The 24,629-nt window shown below is 40.2% G+C and carries 25 protein-coding genes and 1 tRNA gene; 11 read left to right on the top strand and 15 right to left on the bottom strand.

Going from position 1 to position 24,629, the window contains the following annotated elements; all coding sequences use genetic code 11:
- Positions 1–70 precede the first annotated feature (70 nt).
- Both HGR01_RS31695 and HGR01_RS31690 read left to right on the top strand, forming a co-directional pair.
- Complete coding sequence (locus tag HGR01_RS31695) at positions 71–724, top strand: low-complexity tail membrane protein (RefSeq protein ID WP_045868283.1); 654 nt, start codon at positions 71–73, stop codon at positions 722–724.
- A gap of 92 nt (positions 725–816) precedes the next feature.
- Positions 817–1,014: a hypothetical protein gene (locus HGR01_RS31690; RefSeq protein ID WP_045868284.1), complete on the top strand. Its 198-nt coding sequence runs from the start codon at positions 817–819 to the stop codon at positions 1,012–1,014.
- Here HGR01_RS31690 and HGR01_RS31685 read toward each other — a convergent pair.
- Complete coding sequence (locus HGR01_RS31685) at positions 1,011–1,526, bottom strand: alpha/beta hydrolase (RefSeq protein WP_045868895.1); 516 nt, start codon at positions 1,524–1,526, stop codon at positions 1,011–1,013. The genes HGR01_RS31690 and HGR01_RS31685 overlap by 4 nt on opposite strands.
- A 297-nt stretch (positions 1,527–1,823) precedes the next feature.
- Between HGR01_RS31685 and HGR01_RS31680 the strand changes: the two genes are divergently transcribed.
- Positions 1,824–3,500: a DUF1565 domain-containing protein gene (locus HGR01_RS31680; RefSeq protein WP_045868285.1), complete on the top strand. Its 1,677-nt coding sequence runs from the start codon at positions 1,824–1,826 to the stop codon at positions 3,498–3,500.
- Positions 3,501–4,245: 745 nt separating this feature from the next.
- Here the strand turns inward: HGR01_RS31680 and HGR01_RS31675 are convergent.
- Complete coding sequence (locus HGR01_RS31675; protein ID WP_045868286.1) at positions 4,246–4,515, bottom strand: DUF3493 domain-containing protein; 270 nt, start codon at positions 4,513–4,515, stop codon at positions 4,246–4,248.
- A gap of 35 nt (positions 4,516–4,550) precedes the next feature.
- Between HGR01_RS31675 and HGR01_RS31670 the strand changes: the two genes are divergently transcribed.
- Positions 4,551–4,622: transfer RNA gene (locus HGR01_RS31670), tRNA-Thr, on the top strand.
- Between the two features lie 201 nt (positions 4,623–4,823).
- On the opposite strand, the gene HGR01_RS31665 is transcribed toward HGR01_RS31670, so the two are convergent.
- Complete coding sequence (locus tag HGR01_RS31665; RefSeq protein ID WP_045868287.1) at positions 4,824–5,036, bottom strand: hypothetical protein; 213 nt, start codon at positions 5,034–5,036, stop codon at positions 4,824–4,826.
- 389 nt (positions 5,037–5,425) lie between these two features.
- Complete coding sequence (locus HGR01_RS31660; protein ID WP_045868288.1) at positions 5,426–6,469, bottom strand: M42 family metallopeptidase; 1,044 nt, start codon at positions 6,467–6,469, stop codon at positions 5,426–5,428.
- A 70-nt stretch (positions 6,470–6,539) separates the two neighbouring features.
- Between HGR01_RS31660 and HGR01_RS31655 the strand changes: the two genes are divergently transcribed.
- Positions 6,540–7,316 (top strand): class II aldolase/adducin family protein, encoded by a 777-nt coding sequence (locus tag HGR01_RS31655; protein ID WP_045868289.1) that lies wholly within the window; start codon positions 6,540–6,542, stop codon positions 7,314–7,316.
- Here HGR01_RS31655 and HGR01_RS31650 read toward each other — a convergent pair.
- From HGR01_RS31650 to HGR01_RS31625, 6 genes are all read right to left on the bottom strand, one after another.
- A complete protein-coding gene (locus HGR01_RS31650; RefSeq protein WP_045868290.1) occupies positions 7,258–8,400 on the bottom strand; it encodes a PEP-CTERM sorting domain-containing protein in 1,143 nt (380 codons plus the stop codon). The genes HGR01_RS31655 and HGR01_RS31650 overlap by 59 nt on opposite strands.
- Before the next feature lie 344 nt (positions 8,401–8,744).
- The gene (locus HGR01_RS31645) at positions 8,745–10,160 is read right to left on the bottom strand and encodes an S-layer homology domain-containing protein (protein ID WP_045868291.1); all 1,416 of its coding nucleotides are present in this window, start codon (positions 10,158–10,160) and stop codon (positions 8,745–8,747) included.
- 148 nt (positions 10,161–10,308) lie between these two features.
- On the bottom strand, positions 10,309–11,190 hold the full coding sequence (locus HGR01_RS31640) for an LPS biosynthesis glycosyltransferase (RefSeq protein ID WP_228045442.1): 882 nt from the start codon (positions 11,188–11,190) through the stop codon (positions 10,309–10,311).
- Between the two features lie 88 nt (positions 11,191–11,278).
- Positions 11,279–12,274 (bottom strand): hormogonium polysaccharide biosynthesis glycosyltransferase HpsE, encoded by a 996-nt coding sequence (hpsE, locus tag HGR01_RS31635; protein WP_045868292.1) that lies wholly within the window; start codon positions 12,272–12,274, stop codon positions 11,279–11,281.
- 249 nt (positions 12,275–12,523) lie between these two features.
- Complete coding sequence (locus tag HGR01_RS31630; RefSeq protein ID WP_045868293.1) at positions 12,524–13,639, bottom strand: glycosyltransferase; 1,116 nt, start codon at positions 13,637–13,639, stop codon at positions 12,524–12,526.
- A gap of 226 nt (positions 13,640–13,865) precedes the next feature.
- Positions 13,866–15,383, bottom strand: a complete 1,518-nt coding sequence (locus HGR01_RS31625; protein ID WP_045868294.1) for a hypothetical protein — start codon at positions 15,381–15,383, stop codon at positions 13,866–13,868.
- Between the two features lie 128 nt (positions 15,384–15,511).
- Between HGR01_RS31625 and HGR01_RS31620 the strand changes: the two genes are divergently transcribed.
- The gene (locus tag HGR01_RS31620; RefSeq protein WP_194007797.1) at positions 15,512–16,717 is read left to right on the top strand and encodes a histidine kinase; all 1,206 of its coding nucleotides are present in this window, start codon (positions 15,512–15,514) and stop codon (positions 16,715–16,717) included.
- 350 nt (positions 16,718–17,067) lie between these two features.
- Here HGR01_RS31620 and HGR01_RS31615 read toward each other — a convergent pair whose 3' ends face one another.
- The gene (locus HGR01_RS31615; RefSeq protein ID WP_045868296.1) at positions 17,068–18,090 is read right to left on the bottom strand and encodes a response regulator; all 1,023 of its coding nucleotides are present in this window, start codon (positions 18,088–18,090) and stop codon (positions 17,068–17,070) included.
- Between the two features lie 141 nt (positions 18,091–18,231).
- Positions 18,232–18,489, bottom strand: a complete 258-nt coding sequence (locus HGR01_RS31610; RefSeq protein WP_045868297.1) for a hypothetical protein — start codon at positions 18,487–18,489, stop codon at positions 18,232–18,234.
- A gap of 837 nt (positions 18,490–19,326) precedes the next feature.
- On the opposite strand from HGR01_RS31610, the gene HGR01_RS31605 reads away from it, so the two are divergent.
- Entirely contained in the window at positions 19,327–19,587 is a 261-nt protein-coding gene (locus HGR01_RS31605; RefSeq protein WP_045868298.1) for a chlororespiratory reduction protein 7, read from the top strand.
- A 99-nt stretch (positions 19,588–19,686) separates the two neighbouring features.
- On the opposite strand, the gene HGR01_RS31600 is transcribed toward HGR01_RS31605, so the two are convergent.
- From HGR01_RS31600 to HGR01_RS31590, 3 genes are all read right to left on the bottom strand, one after another.
- Complete coding sequence (locus HGR01_RS31600) at positions 19,687–20,241, bottom strand: DUF2854 domain-containing protein (RefSeq protein WP_096621889.1); 555 nt, start codon at positions 20,239–20,241, stop codon at positions 19,687–19,689.
- Positions 20,242–20,560: 319 nt separating this feature from the next.
- On the bottom strand, positions 20,561–21,055 hold the full coding sequence (locus HGR01_RS31595; protein WP_045868897.1) for a hypothetical protein: 495 nt from the start codon (positions 21,053–21,055) through the stop codon (positions 20,561–20,563).
- A gap of 64 nt (positions 21,056–21,119) precedes the next feature.
- Positions 21,120–21,251 (bottom strand): hypothetical protein, encoded by a 132-nt coding sequence (locus HGR01_RS31590; RefSeq protein WP_255325152.1) that lies wholly within the window; start codon positions 21,249–21,251, stop codon positions 21,120–21,122.
- Positions 21,252–21,314: 63 nt separating this feature from the next.
- Between HGR01_RS31590 and HGR01_RS31585 the strand changes: the two genes are divergently transcribed.
- The 4 genes from HGR01_RS31585 to HGR01_RS31570 all read left to right on the top strand — a co-directional run bounded on the left by HGR01_RS31585 (position 21,315) and on the right by HGR01_RS31570 (position 24,592).
- Positions 21,315–22,214, top strand: a complete 900-nt coding sequence (locus HGR01_RS31585) for a YihY/virulence factor BrkB family protein (RefSeq protein WP_045868299.1) — start codon at positions 21,315–21,317, stop codon at positions 22,212–22,214.
- 60 nt (positions 22,215–22,274) lie between these two features.
- Positions 22,275–22,781 carry a DUF4112 domain-containing protein gene (locus HGR01_RS31580; protein WP_045868300.1) on the top strand — a complete coding sequence of 169 codons (507 nt, stop codon included), beginning with the start codon at positions 22,275–22,277 and terminating at the stop codon, positions 22,779–22,781.
- A gap of 20 nt (positions 22,782–22,801) precedes the next feature.
- Positions 22,802–23,737: an alpha/beta fold hydrolase gene (locus HGR01_RS31575; RefSeq protein WP_045868301.1), complete on the top strand. Its 936-nt coding sequence runs from the start codon at positions 22,802–22,804 to the stop codon at positions 23,735–23,737.
- Positions 23,738–23,953: 216 nt separating this feature from the next.
- A complete protein-coding gene (locus HGR01_RS31570) occupies positions 23,954–24,592 on the top strand; it encodes a Uma2 family endonuclease (protein WP_045868302.1) in 639 nt (212 codons plus the stop codon).
- The last annotated feature ends 37 nt before the right edge of the window (positions 24,593–24,629 follow it).

Here is a 24,629-nt window from a genome sequence, read left to right as displayed (position 1 = left end):
TTGAGTTCTCATTCTCAATACTCGCAACTTACAACTCAGCACCTACCACTCAGAATCGAGAAATGTAACTATGGCCTCATTTCGCTCTGAACCTATCTTGTGGCTTCATGTCGCTGGTTTGGCGACGCTGCCAATTTTTTTGTTTTTGTGCCTAGTGTTTCTATCCGTAGGCGAGCCAGTCTTGCCTGTCTGGATGGAGCTATGTTTAGTGGCGGCGATTGGTGTATTACCACTACTGTGGATGCAATTTCGTCGCCCATTTTACATATTTGCGATTTTGGGCGTTGCTCTCAAACCAGAGAATCTGACTGAGCAGCAACGCAAAATTCTTTGTTTAATTAATACTAATTTAAATCGCGTGCTGTCCGTTTTAGCAGCAATATTATTAGTAGGGGTGCTGTGGCAAATGTACCAAGCTGCGCCACTGGTAGCCAACATTGCCAGTTTTCTACCCCAATGGCGCAGCGTCGGATTGCTGCTAGCTGCTTTAGCTTTTTTTGCCAGCAATCTGTTTTTGCAAATTCCCGTGAGTGTAGCCAGAATTTTGGTGACTAATGACACAGAATTTGCAGCCATAGAACCATTACCTTTAGATAAGATTCAGCAGGATTACACAATTGTAGGGGTGCGGGTGAATCAAATATTGCCCCGGTTATTTAAATCCGTGTTAGGTATGAATACAAACACCCAGCAGAACCTAGAGCAAAACACCGATGAAGATTAGGAAAAAATCATCTATTTTCTCCTGTGAAAGTCGGATTGCAAAAAGTGAAACCTGCGGTACATTTTGAAGTTAAAACCGAGGAATGAGAAACTATGGCTCAAATTCCAACTTCTAGCGATCGCCAATTTACTGATGATAGTGAAATTTGGCACAGCCTCAAATCCGCGATCGCCGCTAGTTCTGGTTTCCAACGCTGGCAACTAGAGCACGATTTGCAATTAGATGGAGTACGTCTGGAACAACAAGTACAACGCTATTTGCGGGAAACTTTAGAAACACTGGCTTACTAAACGCCCATCAGATTTTCTATGTTCGTCTGCAAGCGCCGGAGTTGGCGGTAGGCAGTTTCCAACCGATCCCCGTCAACTTCCACTTCTGATGTAGGATAATTTTTTAAAATTTCGATTAGCGTTATCTGGCTATCTTGCCTAGCAGAAAGCACTAAAGCAGCACGTAAAGCTTGCCTGTCTGCCTTTTGGGACGGTGTATGAATTACTTGACTAATTTGATCCAAAATCACGTTACCAATGGGCGTATTTAAAACCCTATCTAAAAACACTGGGTTTACTTTCACTGGTTGCGTTAAATACTGACGTACTGCTTTGGGGTTTTGCCGCGCCAAAGCAAAATTTATGTTGAGGGAACTAGAAAGTTCGCCTGTTTGGGCAAATCTCGAAATTTCCTCTACTGAAAGTGATTCCCGAAAAACTTTGTAGTTCAACACTACTTGTTCTGCTGCCCAGGCAGGAGTAGCAACTGTCAACAGCAAAATCTGCACTAAACTCAGAAAGTGATACCGCATGTCTGTTGATTTCCCAAAAGCTGGCTGTGGTGGAAATGATATTTCTGCAAAATCTATTGGCGCATCCGGCGCTGAATATGTATTGATACCCGCCATCGAGTGATATCAGTTCTCGAAAGTGGCTTTACAAAAATTTTTAGTGATAAATAATATAAGTTCTGTAATTTATCTGTGAAATTTAGCTGATCAATTGCTGACGATCCGGTATAGTTTTGCATGGGTTTGGCAGCTTAATAGCTGTCACCTACCACCTTATTGTTTAAGGTAACTTCATTCAGCACTTCACAGACATCAAAAATGAAATATCGGGGTTTTCACATTATTCCAGCGAAAGGTTTTCGCCCTATTTTTGGCATTCTTCTCAGATCTAATCTACCATTAAGAGCCGGAATTAGTACTGTTTTAGTAGTTTCCAGTGGTTTAACAATATTACCTGGCGTAGTAAATGCTGATTCCATTCGGCAAGCTGGTATTGCTCCTACTCTGACAGCACAAACTCCAGCAGCTGCAACTGTAATTTATGTAAACTCAGCAACTGGTTCAGATACTGCTGCAGGTACAACACAAGCGGCTGCTTTAAAAACTATTACTTTTGCCCTGACTAAAGCCCAAGCTGGGACAGTCATTCAATTAGCGCCTGGTACTTATAATCAACAAAGTGGAGAAACTTTTCCACTCATCCTTAAACCAGGAGTAACTATACGGGGTGATGAAGCCACCAAAGGTCAGGGAATATTAATTAAAGGTGGAGGTTACTACACCAGTAAAACATTTGCCAGACAGGATATTACAATTCTGGCCGATAATAGCACCACGATCGCAGGTGTCACTGTGACCAACCCCAATCAACGGGGTACAGGTGTATGGGTGGAATCCACTAATCCCCTGATCACAAATAATACTTTTACTGAAAGTCTTAGAGAGGGAGTTTTTGTCACGGGGACAGGAAATCCCAAAATCGAAAGCAATGTTTTCGTGCAGAACTCAGGTAATGGGGTTTCTGTAGCTAAAACTGCCCAAGGCGAAATTCGGAATAACTTGTTTCAGAATACTGGTTTTGGTTTGGCAATTGGTGGAACTTCCACACCTTTAATTACAGAAAACCAAATTATCGAAAACCAAGACGGTCTTTTTATTTCAGAAACGGGTAAACCTATACTACGTAAGAATTTCATTCAGAACAATAAGCGGGATGGTGTTGTAGCAACTGTTAATGCTGCACCAGACTTGGGTACAAATGAAAGTCCTGGTGGTAATCTCATCCGCAATAACACCCGTTATGACGTAAATAATGCCACCAAAAATCAGATTGTCGCTATTGGCAATGATATCGATCAAAAGCGCATCTTTGGTTCTGTAAATTTTGTAGCAGCAAACGTTGGCGGTGCTACTGCCTTTAATGATGTACCAACAGGTTACTGGGCAAAGGCCTATATAGAAGCTCTAGCCTCGCAACAAATTATTGCTGGCTTTCCTGATGGCACCTTTAAACCCAACGATCCGGTAACACGCGCTCAATTCGCTACTATTGTCACCAAAGCTTTGGCACCAGCATCTAAACGCCCAGCGATTAGTTTTAAGGATGTCCCAAGTAATTTTTGGGCTTATGCTGCTATCCAATCTGCTTACCAAAGCCAATTTGTCTCTGGATATCCTGATGGTACATTTAAACCACAGCAGCAAATTCCCCGAGTGCAAGCTTTAGTTGCTTTAGCTAGTGGTCTTGGGTTAACTGCGGATAATCAAAATATCCTGACTTTTTATAGTGATGCGGCTCAGATTCCCAATTATGCGCTGAATCAAGTTGCTGCTGCTACTGCACGGCAAATAGTGATCAACTATCCCACAGTCAAGCAACTTAATCCTAATCGTGACGCTACTAGGGCAGAAGTTGCTGCTTTTGTGTACCAAGCACTAGTTAATGCTGGACGTGCCCCAGCGATCCCCTCTTCTTATTTGGTCAAGGTTCCATAGATGAATGTTAGTGGGCGATCGCAAAAATTTTGCTAGCTTTGTAGTTATTGATGAGAGTGCTTAAAGATACAAAAATTTCGTCATGACTCCGAATTTATTCTAGCGTCATAATTGACGTGATTAAATGCTAGTAGCCTGTTTCATGAATGTAATTTTGATAAGTTCGTAGTTAGCACAAAATTTGCCTCAAAATCTAGGATATTATTCCTGACTACGAGCTTATTTCCTCATAATTATGAATTCGTAAAATTAAAAGCGCCAAGCTAACAATTTGTCAGTCTTAGCGCTTTTAATTTTGTGTTTTTCCTGAAATTTAGGGTCTAAAAATTTAGCTGACCCTCATTTAACTTCGCTTATTTATATTCAAGGTCTTTATATTGGCTGACCTCGTTTCAACAATTTTTAGTTTCTCAGAAAATTTTGTATTTTTCGATTTCCTAAGATTTTTTTTATTTTTTCTGACTGTATATTTCAAAAATTCAACTATCGTTAATTAACTTAAATATGATAGAGAGATATAAAGAAGTAGCATTACTTGAGGACGAGGTTCTGTGAGTAAAATTGTGATTTTTTTTGAAGCTAATCTCAAAAATTCAGGACTTACGCAAGTAAAATTTGTCATTGCGACCGGAACTTAGTGTAGGGAAGCAATCCCATCATTTCAGGCGATTACGTCGCTACGCTCGTAATGACTTAATTCCGTGACTTTTGCGTAAGTCGTAAAACTTAGGAACATCTAATCAATTTAAGAGCGTTTTTGCTTTTGCTGTTCCCAACGCCAGAGAAATACCATTAACGCAACAATTCCTACTTGCAGTAATAGGCTAGGCAAACTGCTATCCACATCCCGCCCAGCAAGCAGTCTAAAAAAAAATACGAAAACGCCAATCATCCCAGAAGCGCCACAAGCGATATAGATAAATTTTCGCAAGCCTCGGTAAGGCGCTGCCATTTCAGCTTTGAGACGGGCGTATTGTTCAGGGCTAAGGCGACTTTGAGGATTTGGTTCTACCATGAGTCAAAATTATGCTACAATCTTGGATTGTGTACGCCGATGTGGCTCAGTGGTAGAGCAGCTGATTCGTAATCAGCAGGCCACGGGTTCAAATCCCGTCATCGGCTTTCATTAAGTAAAGTGTGACATAAATGAACCTTGTAGCCAATTAGGGTAAAAACTTTGCTTAAATTTTTATGTGAGACTTGATGTTTACCCTATAGAAGGATAAACATCAACAAAATCTGAATTTATGTTTCAAAAACTCTCAAATTCCATCTATAAGTCTTCAGAAAAACTCTCTGTCTGTGGAATTTATTTGCCTATTTTCAATTGTTTTTACTCCGCTTTAGTACCTGCCAAAGAGCTTTGATATGTTGGTAAGCTTCATGGGGAGGTATTTTTCCACTTGTGACTAAATTAGAGATATAGCTAATGCGCTGGCTAAATTCTTGTAAATTAGCATTAAAAGCTACATTTTCAGGCTTAGTCTGCCCATAGTAGCGACTACGAGCATAGAGAAAATCATTTTGGTTAACCAATATGTTTTATCCTATTTATTAATTTTTAATTAAATTGACAATAAAAATCTAGCCAAGTAATGAAAAAAAAATTTTATTTTAATCAAACAAAAACAGCAGGGCTAACGAATCTCAACTCTAGAGGTTGTATACATCAGGATTATAATTCCACCCAATATTGACATTGAGTAAACCTAATCCTTAATGGAAACAAGTTTGGCAAGAAAATGCGTTAACCCTACTGGAAACTGACGTACTCACTATAAATTTATACCGTCCAACTATCCTGTCTTCCTAGGGTAAAAAATCATAAAAAATCAGGTATTTGCTTTAAAGGGAAAAATTGTTGCTTTGGGAGTATTGCATAATTGGTGGAATTTATGCGATCGCACTCACTCACGCCCATATAGTCAAGCAGGATAATTTTCACAAAAGTTTTGCAGTAAAGATATGCAGTTAGCGATCGCGCCTAAATGAGCAATTTCATAGCCATGAGTGTTTTGTGTCGGAAATGCCAAGCAAGCAGCACGCCCTACATGGCCAAATTTCATGGCAATCGAAGCATCACTACCAAACTGACTGAGAATTGTGAGTTGCACTGGAATCTCTATCTGTTTGGCACAATGGCATAGTTGCCCATTCAATGCCTCATCATATATGCCATAGGCATCTTGAGAGAGAATCACCGGGCTTTTACCATCCTCAATCGGATATTCGCTGGATAAAGGACAAATTTCCAAAGCAATCAACGCATCCAATACCTGATTTTGGGTGAAAAATAGCGCCCCGATCGCACCTACTTCTTCTTTGGCTGAGGCGACTAAATAAACATCGACTGCTGGTTGTTTGAGTTGTTGCGCTAGTGCTAGCAGAATGGCCACAGAAGCTTTGTTATCTAGAGTGTAGCTGGCAATGTGATCCTTTAATCTAATGGGATGCTTGCGATGTTTACCAACTACCATTCTCGTACCAGGACGAATCCCAGCTGCTTCTAACTCAGCAGTGGTACATTTGGTTTCAATCCAAGCATTTTCCCACTTAATGCTAGTATCTTCCTGCTGGACTTTTTGGGGTGATTCATGGGAAACATGACGAGAACCAAAGCTGAGAATACCGCTAATAGTTTCGGCATCGCCTAATAAATCTACAACACCTTCACCGTAAATCCACGGGTAAGAACCACCGAGTTTGCGGACTTCTACACGTCCGTGATCGCCAATAGTTTTGACAATCGCACCAATTTCGTCTTTATGAGCAGTAATCGCAATTGCTCTGTCAGGATTTTTACCAGGAATTTTGGCAATGACATTATCAGCGCGATCGCTCCATACTTCTACACCCAGTTTGGCAAATTCTTGCAGTAAAAATTGGTTAATTTCCGCCTCTACACCACTGGGAGAATGATGCATCACCAATTCTGCAATTATTTTGAATAAATGCTCGTAATCCCACATAGAGCTAAAATTTTAAGCTAACAATTAAGTATAAAGATTTTTACGGACAATCATATATCCAAAGGTCAAAATGCAAGCAATATCCAGGGCCAAGCCAAACTTTTTTCAGCAACCCACCTTTGCTTCGTTGAAAGAAGAACGTCTACACCGCAAGCAACGCCTAGCAGCCGCATTCCGACTGTTCGCCCGCTTTGGATTTGATGAAGGTATTGCAGGTCATATCACTGTCCGCGATCCAGAAAATCCCGAGCAATTCTGGGTTAATCCCTTAGGAAAACACTTCGGTTTAATGCGCGTGAGCGACCTAATTTTAGTAAACCAGAAAGGCGAAATTGTCGAAGGCGATCGCCCCATCAATGGTGCAGCTTTTGCAATTCATTCCCAAATCCATGCAGCCCGTCCTGATGTAGTAGCTGCAGCTCATGCCCATTCGGTTTATGGTAAAAGTTGGTCTAGCCTTGGTCGCCTGCTTGACCCCTTAACTCAAGATGCTTGTGCTTTCTACCAAGACCATAGTCTATTTGATGACTATACAGGGGTAGTTCTCGAAGTTGCTGAAGGTAAGCGAATTGCCGAAACTTTAGGCAACAATAAAGCCATAATTCTGAAGAATCATGGCTTATTGACAGTTGGTCACTCAGTTGATGAAACTGCTTGGTGGTTTATCACAATGGAGCGTTCTTGTCAAGCCCAGTTACTCGCTGAGGCGGCTGGTAAACCTCAACTAATTAGGCCAGAATCAGCTAGCTTGGCACATCAGCAAGTGGGCGGACATGACTTAGGCTGGTTTAGCTTTCAACCTTTGTATGAATTGATTGTCCAGCAGGAACCAGACTTGCTGTCTTAAGCAGTGATTGTTTGCGTTTGCGCTTGAGTAATGCTGCTGCACCAAAAGCACCGATAGCCACAGTCCCCAATGCTGTAGAGGGTTCGGGGACTGGCTGCATAGATTTTTCAATTTGCTGAAAGGCGTAATCACCTAAGATTTTATGAGCAGCAGTTGTGGGATGAAGCCCATCCCAAAAGAAATATTGATTTTGGATGCTTGTGTCAGCTGCACAGGAGGGATCAACTAGGCAAGGTTTTGCCACTTCTTTGAAACCATATTTGACCCCCTGCATATTTTTTGTATCGTTCATAATATCTGTAAATACAGAATTAGCATCCAGACTGATGAGTTTTACATCAGGATTGAGGACTTTGTTTAAATCAGCGATCGCATCTGATAACTCTGAGTTATGCTCTTTAGTCAAATCTGTAAGAGCTTGGGAAGTACCATTAGCCACAGGGAAAGTCGGATCTAAATTTTGAGCGCGAGGTAGCTGGCCTAAGTCGGGTAAGTTAACTACCAGAATATTTTTAGCACCAACATCAGCTAGAGATGCGATCGCTATTTTTAAACTATTAATTGTCGTTGTTGGATCGGTAAAAGGTTTGAAATAATTGGGATCAGCATTCGTAGGTAAATAATCATTCGCACCAGTCCACAATACATAAAGTGCGTTTGAGTCAGCATTTTTAGTTTGCAAAAGTGGTGCTGTAAATGCTGCAATCTGCTTTTGAAAGCCAGGTAATAAAGGCGAAATAGTGTTTTTATCTATACTAGTAGCTCCACCAAAGGCAAAGTTAATGCCGTTTTTCGGCGCAGCACCTTTGGCAACATCAGTAACAAGAGTAGGAGAACTATCTAGTTGCAGCTTTTTAGCAAGCTCATCTATCCAAATCGGCCCATTGGAAAAGTTTCCGTCAACATAAGGCGGTGGCGGAAATCCTATTCCTGTATTGGGGTCTATAGTAGAGTTGTATACATTACCTGAATCTGAAAGACTGTCCCCAAATACGTAAATCCCACTAAATTGTGCAGCAGTTGCTCTCAACGGCAACATAAAAGAGAAAATAATAAAGCCTGCTGCGACAAAGCGTTTTTTCATGATCGTGCAACTCTGGTTATAATTTGGTACGTCTTAATTAAAAAATGCCAAGTGTCTCAATGGATCTACTGGCATGGGTTTGAAGTCTGGCAAAATCCAGCTTTAACTTCAAATCTTCAAACTCATTTACGTGTTTTTAATGAGACAATCTAAAATTTTTATTGCTTCCAAGAATATAAGCTAAAAATGCTGTAAGTGCCTAAATTCACTGAATTTTTATATATTACCTACATTTTTTTTACAAAAAATTTTTAGATTTTCATGCCAAATATCAGTACAGTTTGTAATCCGGATGATAAAGTGAGCTACCCTACTTAAGTAAGACATGAATCGGCAATCAAGTATCAAGTTTGGGGACGCTTTAGCTTTAAAGCATCAACAGCCGATATTCCTTCACCTTGAATGCCGAAGTACCACAAAGCCGCCGCCGCCTCTGCACGAGTCACAGGTTTTTTCGGTTGGAATAGGGTTGTATAGCCAAATACACGGCGGATATTTGATTGTTCGCCATTTTGGTAATCAGCTACCACAGCTCTTAAAGCTTTCGGATCAATTTTCCCTGCATCTTGAAAACCCCAAGTTTGCCTTACCACCTCTAAATTCGCTGATGGTAAAGCTTGGCGAGTATCCAAAGGTAGTTTCCACAGTAGCAACTGTTCCCTTGTTAGGGGTGCATCAGGACGGAATAAAACTGCTGTAGTATCCCCAGATAAGGAACTAGGAATTAATCCGGCTTCCGCTAATCCTTGAATCACAGGAAAATCAGAGTCTTTGGCAGACACATCACTAAAAGCAGGTTGAGCGCTTTCCGATACTGAGCGAACCTGTTTCGCTGGATTGTTAGCATACATAGCATTATTAGCCGCCACTAACCAACGAGCATATTCTCTACGAGTTATGGCTTTACTAGGCGCAAATTGGTTGCTTGTAGTATTGGAGTTGCCCTTATTAACTGTAGATTCTGGAGATAAAACTCCTAATTTTGCTAAATCTTGAATGTGTTGCCGCAGTTCTTGAGGTACTTTATTCAAATCGCTAAATTCTTGAGCTTCCTCGGTAAATGTCGCAACTGTTTGGTTATTAGATGTATTTGCTGGCTGTGTCGCCACGTTTGTAGGTAGTACAGGGCCAATAAATTCTGGATTACCAGGTTGGGAAGTATCAATAGGCGTTTGGGCGTTAGTAGTTTCGCTGGAATTATTAGTTGGCGTAGGTTGTGCGGTGGCTGTGGTTGCAGGAAGATACTCAATTAGTAATTCAGTGGCTGTTTGCGGCTGATTTGGTGTAGGGTTCGTTACTGATTGAGCTTGAATAGAAACTTTCACCTGCAAATTACTGCGTTGCGCCTCAAAAACGCCTCCTAAATCATCTGTGGGTTGCTGTGAAATTTGCCAATTATTCGCTTGCAGTTGTTCGCGGTAGAAGTTGGCAATAAAATTACTCGGATCAGAACTGAGCCAGCGAGTAGATGTTCTGTTTTCTGTAGCGCTAGGTGGTGTAACTGCTTCTAATTTGGCATTAGGATATAACGGAATATCTTGGGGAAAATCAGTTGGCAATTTAACTGTTGATGCGTTCTGTTGTGCTTGCTGTTGGCTATCCTTAGCTTCTCCAAACACAACTGGGTTATTTTGCAACTGAGGATCAGCTGCCAAAGATTGCTCAAGGTTTTTGGCAGTGGGACTGTTGGCACAGGCTGTTAACGAAGTGAGTAAAACAGCCAAACTCAGAAATATAGCCGGACTTTTACAGGGCAGCACAGGAAATCACAAATCTAGTGTCAATTCCTACCCTAGCGCAGACTGTGAACTCCAGTTCAAATTTGAGTATGAAATTTCACGGAGAAGATTTTTAAGATTTGATTATCTACAAAATAGATAGAGTTTTCCTTGTTCGCTCTTAGTTTTGTTAAAAATTCCATGTTAACTGTCTCAAAATTGCAAACCGCAGTAGCCGCAAAGGAAAGTTAGAACCTTGGAGAACTTTCACTCGCAGAAAGCGTCCAGTTCCCAAACGAGCAATACCCTTAAGCCTTGCCCAAAATCTTACCCTAAACAAGTTGAGTTTACTATCTTTGGCAGCATACAAGGGCATAAAGGCAAGTTTACCGTAGAGGACATCAGCGCGATGAGTTTTACTGAGATTATTTTTGTAATGCTCTAGATTTGGTAAACCTCCATGTTCGCCATAGTTACGCCAAGGAATATAGTTTTTCAGACCTTTACGTCGGAGAAAACTATCAATAGTTGAGTCCCAACTCGAATAGTTAGTTTCTCCTACATTGGTGCGAATTTCCTCAGCCAGTTCTAGTAAGTAGCGGGCACTTTCAGGATTTACAATATATGCAACTGCTGAAGTAGAAAACCCTTCAGCATAGCCATCAGGTGAGACGTAATATATCTGTGGTGCACAAGTATATAGCCAGCTAATCCCCACATTACTTTGGTAAGGATTAAAAGGTAAAGGTAGCTTGCCAAAATTAACTACTGGTACAAAGTCTGCCTCAATAATCATTGTTGGTTGAGTTTCTTGCATCGCCCTTTCCCAAGCTGTGCGATGGTTCAAAAGACACAGATAACTCCGAGAGTAATTTTGATATTCGGGTTTACGTTCCTGTCTTATAACTTCGCAGTTCAACCCTTGATTTGTTAATACTTCTTCTAAATCTTGAGTTGATTCTTGATAGGCAATAATAAAGGCTCTACTAATATGCTTCATCAAGGAATTTTCATCATTGCCATCCTGGGCGACATTCTTAATTTCTGAAGCGTTTTTTGGCGGAATTTGCATATTAAAATTAAATTACAAAACAATTTACCTAATCTTCTTGATATTGGTAAAATTATGAATATGAACCAGATTTGATAAATCTAGAAATTTAATTATTGAAATTCAATAAATATTTTTTGTAAATATAAAAGGGGCTAAGAAAAGCTCCAATTAAAAGTTCCAACTCACAAGCAGCTATAATATCAGTCTTCAGCACTAAGCGATATTTAAACCAATGAAGAAATATCTTGCGGATATCGTTAACCATATAAGCTAGAGAAACAAAAGGCTGTTGCCAAATTTGTAAGTCTAGCATCCTGGTATAATGACGGCTGAGACCTACACCACGCATTAATTTCAATAGATATTCTTTTTCTAAGCGCTGCTTAGGAATCCGGTGATAAATTTCCATTTCGGCATTATGCCAAATTTCCCACCCTGCTTTTTTAATATGAGTTAATGCTTCTATATCTTCAGCAGTAACTAACGAACCGTTAACTCGACCTTGAAAAAAGAGATTTTTCGGAATATTTTCAATCCATGCTTGTTTACGAATTACTAATCCGGCTCCAGGTGGAAGCATTTTTTTATACAAAAAAATGTTTTCTGAAGAAGTATAACAGAAAGTTGTTTTTCCTCCTCCAATGGCTAAAAAGGGGCTAATTCTCTCAAAGTTATTAGGTGGTGTTACTTCATAGTCTCCGTAAATACGTCCACCATAAGCCCCAGCTTTAGGATGATGTTTACCAAAACTATAAGCAGCTGCAACCCAATTCGGAGTAGGTAAATTATCATCATCCAGAAAACCTACAAATATGCCTTTGGCTTCTTGAATAGCACGCTCTCGCGCATAGCTTAATCCTTGTCTAGATTCAAAGCAGTATTTAATCGGATAAGGTGTAGGCCAATCTTCTTGATATTCCTGAATTACTTTAGCAGTATTATCTTTACTATTATTATCAATAATGATAATTTCCCAAGTTATATTTTCTTCATTACTCGATGTTCCTATACTATAGGCACAACAATCTCTTAGCTTATCTAAAAGAATAGGTAGACGTTCTTCACCATTAAAAGTACATATTGCCACACTAAAATCAATCATATTTTTTAAGAAAATATTGAAATCTAAATTATAGAAAAGTTTGCATTTTTATAAAATATACGTAGAGGCTAAACTCTACTGTATCTAAATATTTTTTAGTTTTGATACATTACTTAATCTAATTTAAATATGTTTTTATCTATTTAGCAAAGGTTTGAGTTATTGACCTATGATTTTCAGCAAATTTTTGATATTTAATTAATAATTTGGCATAACAGGTAAGGAAGAGCCATAATTTTTTTGTTGAAATTAACTAGCAGTCAAATTCAGTACCTTAAGATACTGTAAAGTTGATGCTTTTAAAGTGAATTGTTCAATCCAGTTAGGATCAACTGTGGGGTAATTGCCAGATAGTATATTCAAAATAGCCTCTGCCATAGCTTTACTATTACCTACAGGAACTAAAGAACCGTATTTACCATTAGCTAAAATTTCCGCAGGTCCACTCTCGCAGTCGGTGGAGACTACTGGAGTTCCTACAGCCATCGCCTCTATGAGTACTGTCGGCAAGCCTTCCCAAGCAGAAGATAAAGCGAACACAGATGCTTTCGCCATGTAAGCATAAGGGTTTTGCTGAAAGCCAAGTATTGATACGTGATTTTCCAAGCCTAATTCTTTGATTAGTTGGTTAAGACTAGAACGCTCACTACCACCCCCTAAAATCATTAACCGAGCAGGTCTAACTTGTTGCACTAAGTTAAAAGCATGAATAAGTGTGGAAAAATCCTTTTGGGGTGTCAACCGCCCTACTCCCAAAATAAGCGGTATTTCTCCAGGTTTTAGCCAAGGATGTTCTACCGACTGTTGAGACTTTTCTAACATTTCACCAGTCACGACTGGATTATAAATCACATGAATCTTCTCAGTATGTAATCCTCCTACTTGGCAAAGATCTTTTGCTACCCCATGAGAAACAGTTACAACCCCATCTGCCCAAGGGTAGAAAAGCCTTGTGGTTAAGGGTGTAAGACGCATTTTTAAATTGTCTGTGTTGTTTACCTCTAAAGATAGCGTGCTGTGTTCGGACACCACTACTCTTGTGGGCATTCTCGAGAGATACTTAGCTCCTACAGCAATTTCACAACAGTAATGACCAGCACAGAGCAAAGTAAATGGTCGATTTTGCCTTAAATAGGCTACTAACTTAGGCAAACTGCTTGCTAGTTTTGGGGTTTGTAGATTTACTATCCGCACTTTATGTGGTAACTGTAAGCGAAATGGTCCAGCTGGCTCTGTGGTAAGCAGTAAATCTACCCTTAAACCCTGCTCAACAAATCCCTGTGCCAAGTTCAAAATTACTCGCTCTACGCCACCATCCATTAAGGAGCGAATAAATATAGCAATATGAGGATAATCATCAAACATAGTTATGCTTTACTAGGATCTCTGGCTCTCTATTTTGTAGAATTCCCTAAAATCTCAGCAAAGTCACATAACTCAGAAAAAAACTAGAACGGCAAAATAAACTAGAGTAGGTTTGTAATGATTGAAACAGGCGTAAATAAGTAAACCAAAATTTTCAACAATGACAAATTTACGAAGTTTGAGTTTTTGCTCTAGCTAGCTTTGCCACTCTAGAAAAAAACCAGAATCAATATTTCATAGATTGTTGTAAATCAATAATTGTTGGGTCGTGAAACTGATTTAAAACTCGCCACAGCACAGTGTAACTGCCATCAGCACGACGACGAACTGGGCGAAAGGCTAAAAGTATATCACTGCTATGTAGTTGTGGTGCTTGCCCTAAATATTGCCGTTCTTGGGGTGAAAGTTTTCTATTGTTCAAAATAATGTCTGGTAGCTGGAATTGTAGCGATCGCACTAAGTAAGTATGGTTTAATTGAGCTTGAGCGCTCGCCAAAATCACCTGATTTAAATTCCAGTTCTGGTCTTTACCAGTCAAGAAGCGTCGCCGTTCTACTTGTAAGTCATCTAATTGCTTAGGCGGTTGGTAGTTGAGGAAAAATTCTCTTGTGGATTTGACCACAGTTTGCAACTGAGAATCTAACTTAGTCAGGGGGATATCACCCAAATCCACCATGAAGCTGTAATCTACACCTTGATGTCCTAAGGCAAAGTGATCGCCAACTAGTTGAAGTGCTAGACTGGGAGTAAATCCGCCTTGAGTATCAGCCAACAAAGGGAAAGGATAGCGTTCACTGACAGTAGGTGCCAAGCGGTTCTGGATAGTATCAAGCGGACGCTGGTAAGCAGAATCAGGTAAAACGCGGAAAATCCCAGTCCGAGGCAATTTTAAAAAGGTAGCGTAAATTTGAGGTTCTTGGGGGTCGATGTCGTAACTAAAGTGGTCAAGTACTGCAGAGGTTTCCTGAGGATTAGTAAATTGATTTTTTAAGGGGAATTCCACCTGGGCTGCGGTCAAAAATTTCTTCGCATCTGCCAAAATTGTCAGTGCTTCAGCAGGAGGTGCGATCGCAGGTTGTGCAAGTGGTACATAGTCTGCTATTGCAGTTTTCGCTGTTCTACCGATAATAGGTAGTGGAGGTGAAACTAAATTGGGTTCTTGGATGGCAAAAGGTGTCGCTAGCTTGTCCAAATTAGGAAGCTGCATCGGCGCGATCGCCAGCACAGAATCTGATTGTCGTTCTCCTGAAACCAAAGGTAGCGGTCTGACTAAGGCTAATTCCCCACGTCGGGATAGTAACCGATCTAATACTGGGGTAAGTTTTAATAATTCTTGGTTAGAAGCATACAAAGAGCAGTAAATTTTTATTTGTGACTCAGTTAATGGCTCGGCTAAAAAAGATAAGTTCTCCGTAACATCAACTCTGGAAATACATAAAGTTTTGGGGTTTTTGTATTGACGGTTGAGAAAAGCGTCTACAAACTTAGTGTAGACAGTTAATTGCCCTTGAACGGATCGCATCCGATTAGCATCAGGCATAGTCATAGCTTGCTCAATGCGGGCAATCAAATCAATCTGTTGCTGTACCATTCGGCTGGCTGTAGTATAAAAGCTTTCATTGGCCGGTACTGCTGCCAAATTTTGATCAGCTGATAATAAAGAGCGATAATCAAGGCTCGAAAGGTTATCAGGAACAGAAACCAAGGAAATAGGTAGCAAAAAGCTGAAGAAGATGTGTCTCATCTGAAAAATGCAGGACTGATAGGTGTAGGAAAAATCTAAAATAGATATTAAATTTAAAAGAAAGAACGACCATCGACCAGCGTCAGTCCATCTTAAACTTTCTGTCAAGCGCCGCCGGGTTGTTACCAGTGCTGAAACACGATTACATGCCAGTTTCCCAAGATCAGCCGATCTATTCTGAGGCTCCACTCCAGCTGTTGCTGTTTGTTGATGGACGGCCCAAGTCCCGACAACAGGTACAGCGAATACGTGCTTACTTAAAAGAATTACAGGCTGGGTATCAGTTTGAACTTCAAATCATTGATGTTGGACAACAACCTTATTTGGCGGAACACTTTAAATTAGTGGCAACGCCAGCCTTAGTCAAAATCCACCCGGAACCCAGGCAAATTATTGCTGGTAGTAATATAATCGGTCAACTTAAAAATTGGTGGCCTCGTTGGCAAGCTTCTGTCGATGCCTATTTAAAATTACAGGAAGATTTACAAGAACGTCTAGAGGACAATAGCCGGGTGGTAGCACCCAAATCTACGATTAGTTCCGTGGCTGTTTCTGCCGAACTTATACGTTTGTCAGACGAAATTTTTCGTTTGAAACAGGAACAAGAGAAACTTCACGAACAGTTGCAATTTAAAGATAGGGTAATCTCTGTGCTGGCCCATGACCTCCGCAATCCTTTAACTGCTGCTGCGATCGCCATAGAAACGCTACAATCTAACTACAATATCGAAACTGGCCAATTCCAGCGCCTCAAACCAGCAATGACGGCGCACTTACTCAAGCAAGCCCGGACTCAAACTAAAACAATTGACCGTATGATTACGGATCTTTTGCAGGTGGGTAGGGGCAATGATACAGAGTTACCAATAGTACCCCAAAAAATGGAAATCGGCAAACTCTGTTTCAGTGTATTAGAAGAATTGCGCGATCGCTACACTGCCAAATCCCAACAGATAGAAACAGATGTTCCTCAAGACTTGCCTTATGTTTATGCCGATCCAGAGCGCATTCACCAAGTGTTAATTAACCTGTTGGATAATGCCATTAAATATACGCCTACTGGTGGCAAAATTAGCGTTACAGGACTACACCGCACTACCCAAAAAGTTCAGATTAGTATTGGTGATACTGGCCCAGGGATTCCTTACGAAAACCGCGATCGCATTTTTGAAAATCACTTCCGGTTACAGCGAGATGAAGGTACTGAGGGTTATGGCATTGGTTTGTGCTTATGCCAACGGATTATTCGGGCGCATTATGGTCAAATTTGGGTAGATTCTGTCCCCAATGGTGGCGCATGGTTCCACTTCACCTTGCCAGTTTATCCCTCTTAGCCATATAAATTTCAATTTGCAATTGAGTTTCTACCTTTGAGCGTGAGCAGAGAGAAGAAACTTAAGATTGTCTATATTCAATTTGGTTGCTCAATAAGTTAATGAAGTAAAAACTTTAAATATTTATTGGTTAATGGATACAAGTAGCTCAGGGTTAAAAATTATCGCTATGACAAGGCAGGAGGGAAGAGGGTTATAGCTTGGTTTACCTTTCTTAACTTAGTTTTGTTTTTTCCCACTGACTTACTTACAGCATTAAAACTGATAATTAAAATTTGATTTTTAAAGTAAAATTTAAAAGCAAAATCCTAGAGTCAAAGCCTAGGATTGACAGACTCTCTATCAATTAATCACTTGAGAATAATACGATTTCGTCCTTCTGCCTTTGCTTGGTAAAGTGCCTTATCAGCAGTCACAATTAAATCTGAAGGTGAAGATTCCCAAGTAGGAACAACAGTTGCTACACCCATACTTAATGTGACATGTTGACTAACTTGCGAACCTGCATGAGTTATTTGCAAATTTCTCACCCCAGCTTGCATTGCAGCAGCCACATGAACTGCACCAAAAGCATGGGTATGGGGCATAATTACAGCAAATTCTTCACCGCCATAACGCGCTACTAAATCCTGATTTTTTTGGGCGGTATGACTTAAAACTGCACCTACTTTTTGTAAACAAACATCTCCAGCTGGGTGACCATATTTATCATTGTAAAATTTAAAAAAGTCGATATCACATAAAATTAATGACAGAGGTGCTTCCTCTTGGGCTAAATTAATCCACTGAGTATTGAGATAATCATCAAAACGGCGACGATTAGCCAATCCTGTTAAGCCATCAACGTTGGCAATATGCTGTAAAGCCTGGTTTGCTGCTTCTAACTGTTTGTATACTTGTGCTTGTTGTAATAGTCTTCGCAAGCGTTGGCGTAAAACTGCCCAGTGGATAGGTTTAGTTATGTAATCCATTGCTCCGGCTTCAAAAGCACGATTGACAGAATCTTCGTCATCTAAACAAGTGATCATTAATATGGGAGTTCGCTCCCATAGTTTAGAGATAACAGTATTGCCGAGAGCAGAATCTGTATCAAAACTAGCTAGTGCTGACATCAAGTTATTTCTAGCAATCTTGAGTAATTGTTTACAACAAGTAAAGCCATCCATGACAGGCATGACTGCATCTAGCAAGACTATATCTGGTTTAATCGTATCGTAAGCATCTAGACACTGTTGGCCATCATTGACTTCAACCACTCGATAGCCTTCTTGTTCCATAGCTTTACGCAACAGCACTCGCATGGTCTTGTCATCATCAGCCACTAAAATTAGTGGCGGTTGCTTAGAAAGAGGAAATGGGCTTATGCCTGACATGAGTTGCGTTCCACAGAAAATAAAAGTATCGCTAAAGGCGAACTTGAAAAGACTTGCCCCCTGAACTAAATCGCCTGTAAGCGATAGTTTTTGCGGTAGTCATCAGATTAGAGAAAACAAAAGTTTATAGTGTTCTGGTTTTCACTGGATTGTGAGAAACAGGAAAGATTCTGCTTCTTGATGTACCAGGTTGCTAGATGTCCAGTAGTGCAAATTTTCGCTGAATCGGTATAAGTAGTGAGTTGGCAAATGAGTACGAAAAAAGGTTGTGCTACTAGAAGCTAAGGATACTTGCTTCCATATAAATGCCAATACTTGCAAGCACAAGGTATGCTGCTGTTGGTGCGTAAAACGTTCCATGATTTTCAGCCAAGCAAATGGTAGATTACTAGGTTGCATAGACAATTTATTGAAAACACAAAAGCAATTGCAATCTGGTTGTCCAGGTAAGGACATGGTCAGAAATGTATTGTTGACGTTTAATGAGAATTAAATCTTGAAACCCTGATAATTTCGTAGTTAGCCACAAAACGATGATTGTGGACTAATCTTGAAACCCTTATGGCATAAGAGGCGTTTCTAATTCACATTAGGCGTACTATTTATATTTCCCTAGACCTGAAGTCGAATTGCCATTTCCGGGAAAACTTCTAATATCTACCCTCTTTTTCAGTTATACAGTAATTTTTAGCACTCAGCATTTTATGGCAACCCATAAAATGCTGCAAAAAAATATAAAGATAAATTCTGAAAATACTTGTTTTTCAAGTCTTTACGGCTAATATTAGCTCTTGATAGTTTTTTATCGTAATATTGCTATAAAAGGTGGATTTAAAAAATATATTATTCACCAAAATTTTGCTATATCTAAGTGTAAACACGTAAAAACATCTAAAAGCAAACAAAATATTTAGGCGATTGAGAGTAGGCGATCGCAGATCCACAGCATTTGTCACATTCGCCAGATTGTTGGGTCGCCAGGAGATAGGAATATACAGCCGATCTTAGGTACATAAAGTCCAAGGCTAGGAGTACAGCCATGTTCCCTACAATTATCTGTGCCTTACACAGTTCCAAGCTGCTGTATTTTGAAAATATGATGCAATTTTGAATATTGGTGCTAATCTACTCAACTAAAATAAAAGTAAAGATGAAATAACATAGCTCACAGCCTCATTAGTCTGAATTCAATTTCTTCAAAAAACCGACCTTTAACAGCAAACACCAGTAATCTCAATGCCCGATCCATTAATGTATTTACAGGATAATTATGTTGTCCTAGAAACTAACCAAGCAGAACAGTTTTTAACTGCCTCGGAGTTATTAGAAAAGTTGAAGTTAGTTGTCCAAAACATCTCTGTTGAGGATTTACCACCCGATGTGCAGAAGATTGATGAGGTGGAGGCACAAGCCCAGTATTTAATCGATACAAGCTGCGAATTGGATTTAGGCCCTGGTAAATATTTACAGTGGTATGCAGTACGCTTAGAAAAGTAAGTTGTATCCACAATATTTTTAATAAAAATCAGTGGAAGCTGTAAACTTCCACTGATGGAAAATCACTAAATTTTTGATTTAGTAGAGCTTGTCTGGAAATTATGAATTAGTAGTTGTAGTAATCAGCGCCAATTCAATTTTATCTTCCTCTGGCTGTGTAATTTGAATCTCAACACCAGGGCCAAAATATTTGAGCATTTTTTCTTGTTTTTCCTGCCAAGCATCAATTGGGAGCAGTGGCGAATCAAATTCTAAAATTAAAGCGTAAGCACCATTGATTGCCTTTTCTTTTAATCCTGTAACGATTGGTGTGTCTTCGTCTGTTTTACCTAAACCGAGGAAAGAGAGTGCCCTATCAAGATGGGCGTTTTGCCCATAGCAATAGCGGGTGATATCTTTACGGATTTTATTTTGAGTCACAGTGGCTTGTTGTTCGCGCAGTGCCAAAACTTCAGGTGTAGTAGTTTCGCTAAAGGGTATAGGCTTCAGTTCATTGGCTTTGAGCGCTAATCCCCCTAACAATAGGGGAAAGCCGTAAAAAAAGCCCACAAGATTGAGTGTGGCATTATCAGCCGCGTAGGCGACAAAACCAACAATGGTTAGGATAGCACCGACAGTTAAACCGATGGTTCCCAAAGAAATTTGGCGTAGCATGAGCTGAGATTGTATAAATTCTTAAAACATTAATTTTATTATCATCGGTTATTTGTGCCCTACTCAGATGAAGTCAACATCAGCTACTGGGTAGGGCCTTTGTGGGATGGGTTGCAATACTACAAGGGATAGCGTTTTGAACTCAAAATTGGTTTTGGGGAAAAGGTTAAAGGTTTTTTATTGCCCTTTTCCCATTCCCCTTTTTCCCCTTCACCGCCAAGTATTGAGATGGGTTGTGCGTCGCACAATCACAGCGGACTGTCCCACCCCACAAAAGTTTGATTAAATTTAAGATGTAAATTTGGTGTGTTTTAGCTTATTAGCTGTTAACTGTTGACTCCAGAGAAAGATTTTCCTGTGTGTCATGTTCAGTAACTCGTTCCCTAGTCCAGCTATCGATCGCATCACCCAAGGCGGTAGTTAAATTATTGCGGGTTTGAGCGTGGTTGTCTTGCTCGGTTTTCAAAGCTTGCAACAAGCGATCGCGTTCTTTAATGACTGTAACTAATTTCGTTTTCAAATCTTCTACCGATTTTATCTGTGATAGTTCCTGTTGAATCGCTGTGACTGCAGTAGCATCGGGGAGTGCGTCTGTATCTAAACCCTGAACTCTTTGTAGTTCGGCTTTTAGAGATGCGATCGCCTGTTGCGATAACTGCGTATCTGTACGACGTTGTTCTGCTTCGGTGTTATAAAGTTTACGCCATTTTTGGGCACTTTCCCAAGCTGCATCGCGATCGCGCTGAAGTTCTGCCATTTGCTGTTTGAGAGATTGGATTTCACTCAACCATTGCGTTGTTAAGTCTTGACTCATAGCGATTGTTGATTGGTTAATAGTCATTAGTTATTAGTTATCAGCAAAACGTAAAAGTCAAGAGTCAAAAGTTAAAAATAACAAGGAATAGGGCATTGGGGATTGGGCATTGGGCATGGGTAATTGGTAATTGGTAATTGGTAATTGGTAATTGGGTGTTTGGTATTTCCCCTAGTCCCCAGTCCCTAGTCCCCATTACCCCTTATCCCCAGAGGGGGCCCCGAGTTCCCCAGTCCCTAGTCCCCAATCCCCAAAAATCATGTACCAATCTCGGTTTATCCGCTTCTTTCGCCACCTTACCTGGCGCAACCTGAAGAAAACTTTTGCGAGGACGCTCGAAAGGCGACTTTTAGGACTGTCCTCGGAAATTGCTTTCAACGCCATGTTATCGCTGTTTCCAGCAATATTGGCTTTCTTTACAGCCATTGGCTTATTTGCAGAATCTTTGCAAGATACTTTTAAACAACTGGCGGCGCTAGTCAGTCAAATTGCACCGGAAGAAGCACTGGTGCTGATTCGGGATTTTGCTTCTCGAGAAATCGCCCACTCCAAAAATGGTAGCTTGTTCTCTATCAGTTTTGCGATCGCCATTTGGACTGCTTCAGGTGCGGTAAGTACGGCGATGACAGCCTTAGATCAAATTCATCAAATTCCCCCAGAAAAAATGCGTCCTTTTTGGAAAGCCAAGCTGGTTTCTCTGGGGTTGACAGTCGGTACTATGTTGCTTTTAGTATTGGCATCATTTTTAGTTTTTCTCAGCGACCTACTCTTGGCAATGGTAGTCAGCGAAAATAATGCTTTAATCTTCTTATTTGATATTTGGCAACTTTTACGCTGGCCTTTAGCTTTAAGTATTGTTGCTTTTACCTTTGGCTTTGTCTATCGCTATGGCCCCAGTATCTGGACTCCAGGTATGCCAATGATGCCAGGAGCTAGTTTAGCAGCTGTTTTTTGGGCAGTTTTGTCAGCTTTATTTCGACTTTATGTAGCTAATTTTGGTAACTACAATAAAGTATATGGTGCTGTTGGGGCTGTGATTGTCTTAATGCTTTGGTTATGGATGAGTGCGGTTGTGCTACTGGTAGGCGATCAATTAAACGTTACAGTTGGTGAAGATATGCAGTTCCGCAAATCGTCAAAATTGATTAAACAAAATTAATTATTTAATAGACAGCAGTAAAATACTTAACTATTCAAATTCAATCAAGCGATCGCACTCATGCCTGATTCACCTTCTCGTTATCCGATTATTGAACCTGATGCTAAGGCTCCTAGAGTAAGGCGACTGCGTCAGCTAAGTAGAATTTTAGATAATGCTATTACTATTCCCGGTACGCAGGTTGGTGTTGGTATAGATCCAATTTTAGGATTATTACCTGTTGGCGGTGATTTTTTAGGGGTAATGCTTTCTTGTTACATTGTTGTCGAAGCTGCACGCTTAGGTGTACCTAGAGCCACCATTGGCAGAATGGTGTTTAATATTATCGTAGATGGTTTAGTAGGCTCTTTCCCCATGTTGGGAGACTTGTTTGATTTTGCTTGGAAAGCGAATAGTATGAATATTCAGCTTTTAGAAGATAACTTAAAGTTTTCTAGCCAAACTCAAAAAGCCGACAGGTTATTTATCTTTGCTCTAGTCGCTGGATTATTGGTGATTGCCATTGTCTTAGTTGTCTTACCTGTGATACTAATTAGATTGCTGTGGCAAGCCATCACTGGTGGCTAATTTAGGTATTAATTACAGTAATGAAAGATTGGTGGCAGGCTACTTTTCCTCAAGGGCGACAAAGTTTAATTATTACTGATACTAAAGGTTATCCTGTACACATTGCTTATGGTGAAAAAGGTACAGGTAAGCCACTCATTTTATTACATGGTATGGGCAACTGGAGCTATAATTGGCGTTACAGTATTGACCCCTTGTCGAAATATTTTCGGGTAATTTGTTTTGATGCCAAAGGCTTTGGTTTCTCCGAAAAACCTGTATTTAGAAGAGAAGATAACGGTCATCAAGTTCTAGAATTAGCGCGCATAATTCAGGAATTATGTGATGAACCGCCAGTGATTGTAGCAGAATCTTTAGGTGCCTTAGTTTCTCTTTCTCTGGCTCAAGAATATCCTGAATTAGTAGGGCGGTTAGTAGTAGTCAATGTGCCAATTTTTGCTGAGAAATTGCCGCATTGGGCAATGTGGATACTATCACAAACGCCGCTAGAACTCATCCAAACAATTGACAGCTTACGTCTAGCATATTTCTTCGCACCTCTATTTAGAGAAATTATGGCAATAGAGCGGCGACAGGTGCTATTCGATCCATCAGTATTAACCCAAGAAGATATCTATTGGATATCCTACCCATTTATTGAAATTCCTGGGACACTCGTAAAAGTTGCAGAAGACTTACAAATAGCAGCGAGAGAAATTGAGCATTGGCAAACCCAGAAACCAAATATGCTCAGTACAATTCAAAAAAAGTTAAGTAATATTGAATGTCCCACTCTAGTTTTATGGGGTGAGCAAGATAATTGGTTTCCTGTAACTCATGGAGAGAAATTGTATAGATGTCTCCCCAATGCGAAGTTAAAAATTTTGCGTAACTGCCGTCATGATGCCGCAATTGGTTCTGCAAAGGAAGTCAATGCAGCGATTGTAGAGTTTTTGGCAGAGACAAGCTTTTTGTAGACTTTGAAAGTGCAAAAGATTTGTAGTTTGGGCATTTAGTAGGTCAACACACAAATATTGACAGGTGTATATCGGGAAAAAGGCAAAAGGGAAGGGTTTAAAACCTTTACCCTTTTCCCCTTACCCCTTCTTATCAAAATAAACTTGATCACCTACTAGCTCGCTACAGGTGTTTGATATTATTGCAATAAACCACTGCCAAAAGCAGCTGAAGTCATGTTTGCTCTAATCTCCCCAGAAAAGATTCAATTGCCTCCTGGTGCTGTGGTACGTTTACCTGCTAGCTGGCAGGATTACCAATGTCTTTGTGAACAGCGGGGAGATGCTTCAATTCCTCGCATCAAATACCGCGATGGGGAAGTATTACTGATGTCGCCTTTGCCTGTACATGGACGAGATGCCAATTTACTGGCGGATATTGCGAAGACACTTTTAGATCATTATGGACGGGAATACGATGCATTTACCCCTATAACGATGACGCTACCTGAAGAAAGTGGCATTGAACCTGACTATTGTTTCTACATCGATAATTGGCAAGCGGTTTCAGGTAAAAAGCGGATTGATTGGAGACAAGATCCACCACCGGATTTGGCGATTGAAATTGACGTAACTAGTTATTCCGATATCCAAGATTATCTTCCCTACCGAGTTCCAGAAGTTTGGTTATTCAAAAAGCAGCAGTTATTGATTTACCAATTACAAGGCACTGATTACCAACTGCAAACTCACAGCCGCTATTTTCCAGAGTTTGACTTACAAAATGCCATTACCCATTGTGTTCAAATTGCTTATGAACGTAATACCAGTGCTGCTATCCGTCATTTGAAACAGTATTTCAAAAATAATTCTTAGGGTTAATGAATTACTTTGGTGCGTTACTAAATTTTGG

The sequence above is a fragment of the Tolypothrix sp. PCC 7712 genome, assembly GCF_025860405.1.
GTDB classification, from domain to species: Bacteria; Cyanobacteriota; Cyanobacteriia; order Cyanobacteriales; family Nostocaceae; genus Aulosira; species Aulosira diplosiphon.
Note: the sequence above shows the minus strand (reverse complement) of the source record. Positions and strands in the feature narration are given on the sequence as shown.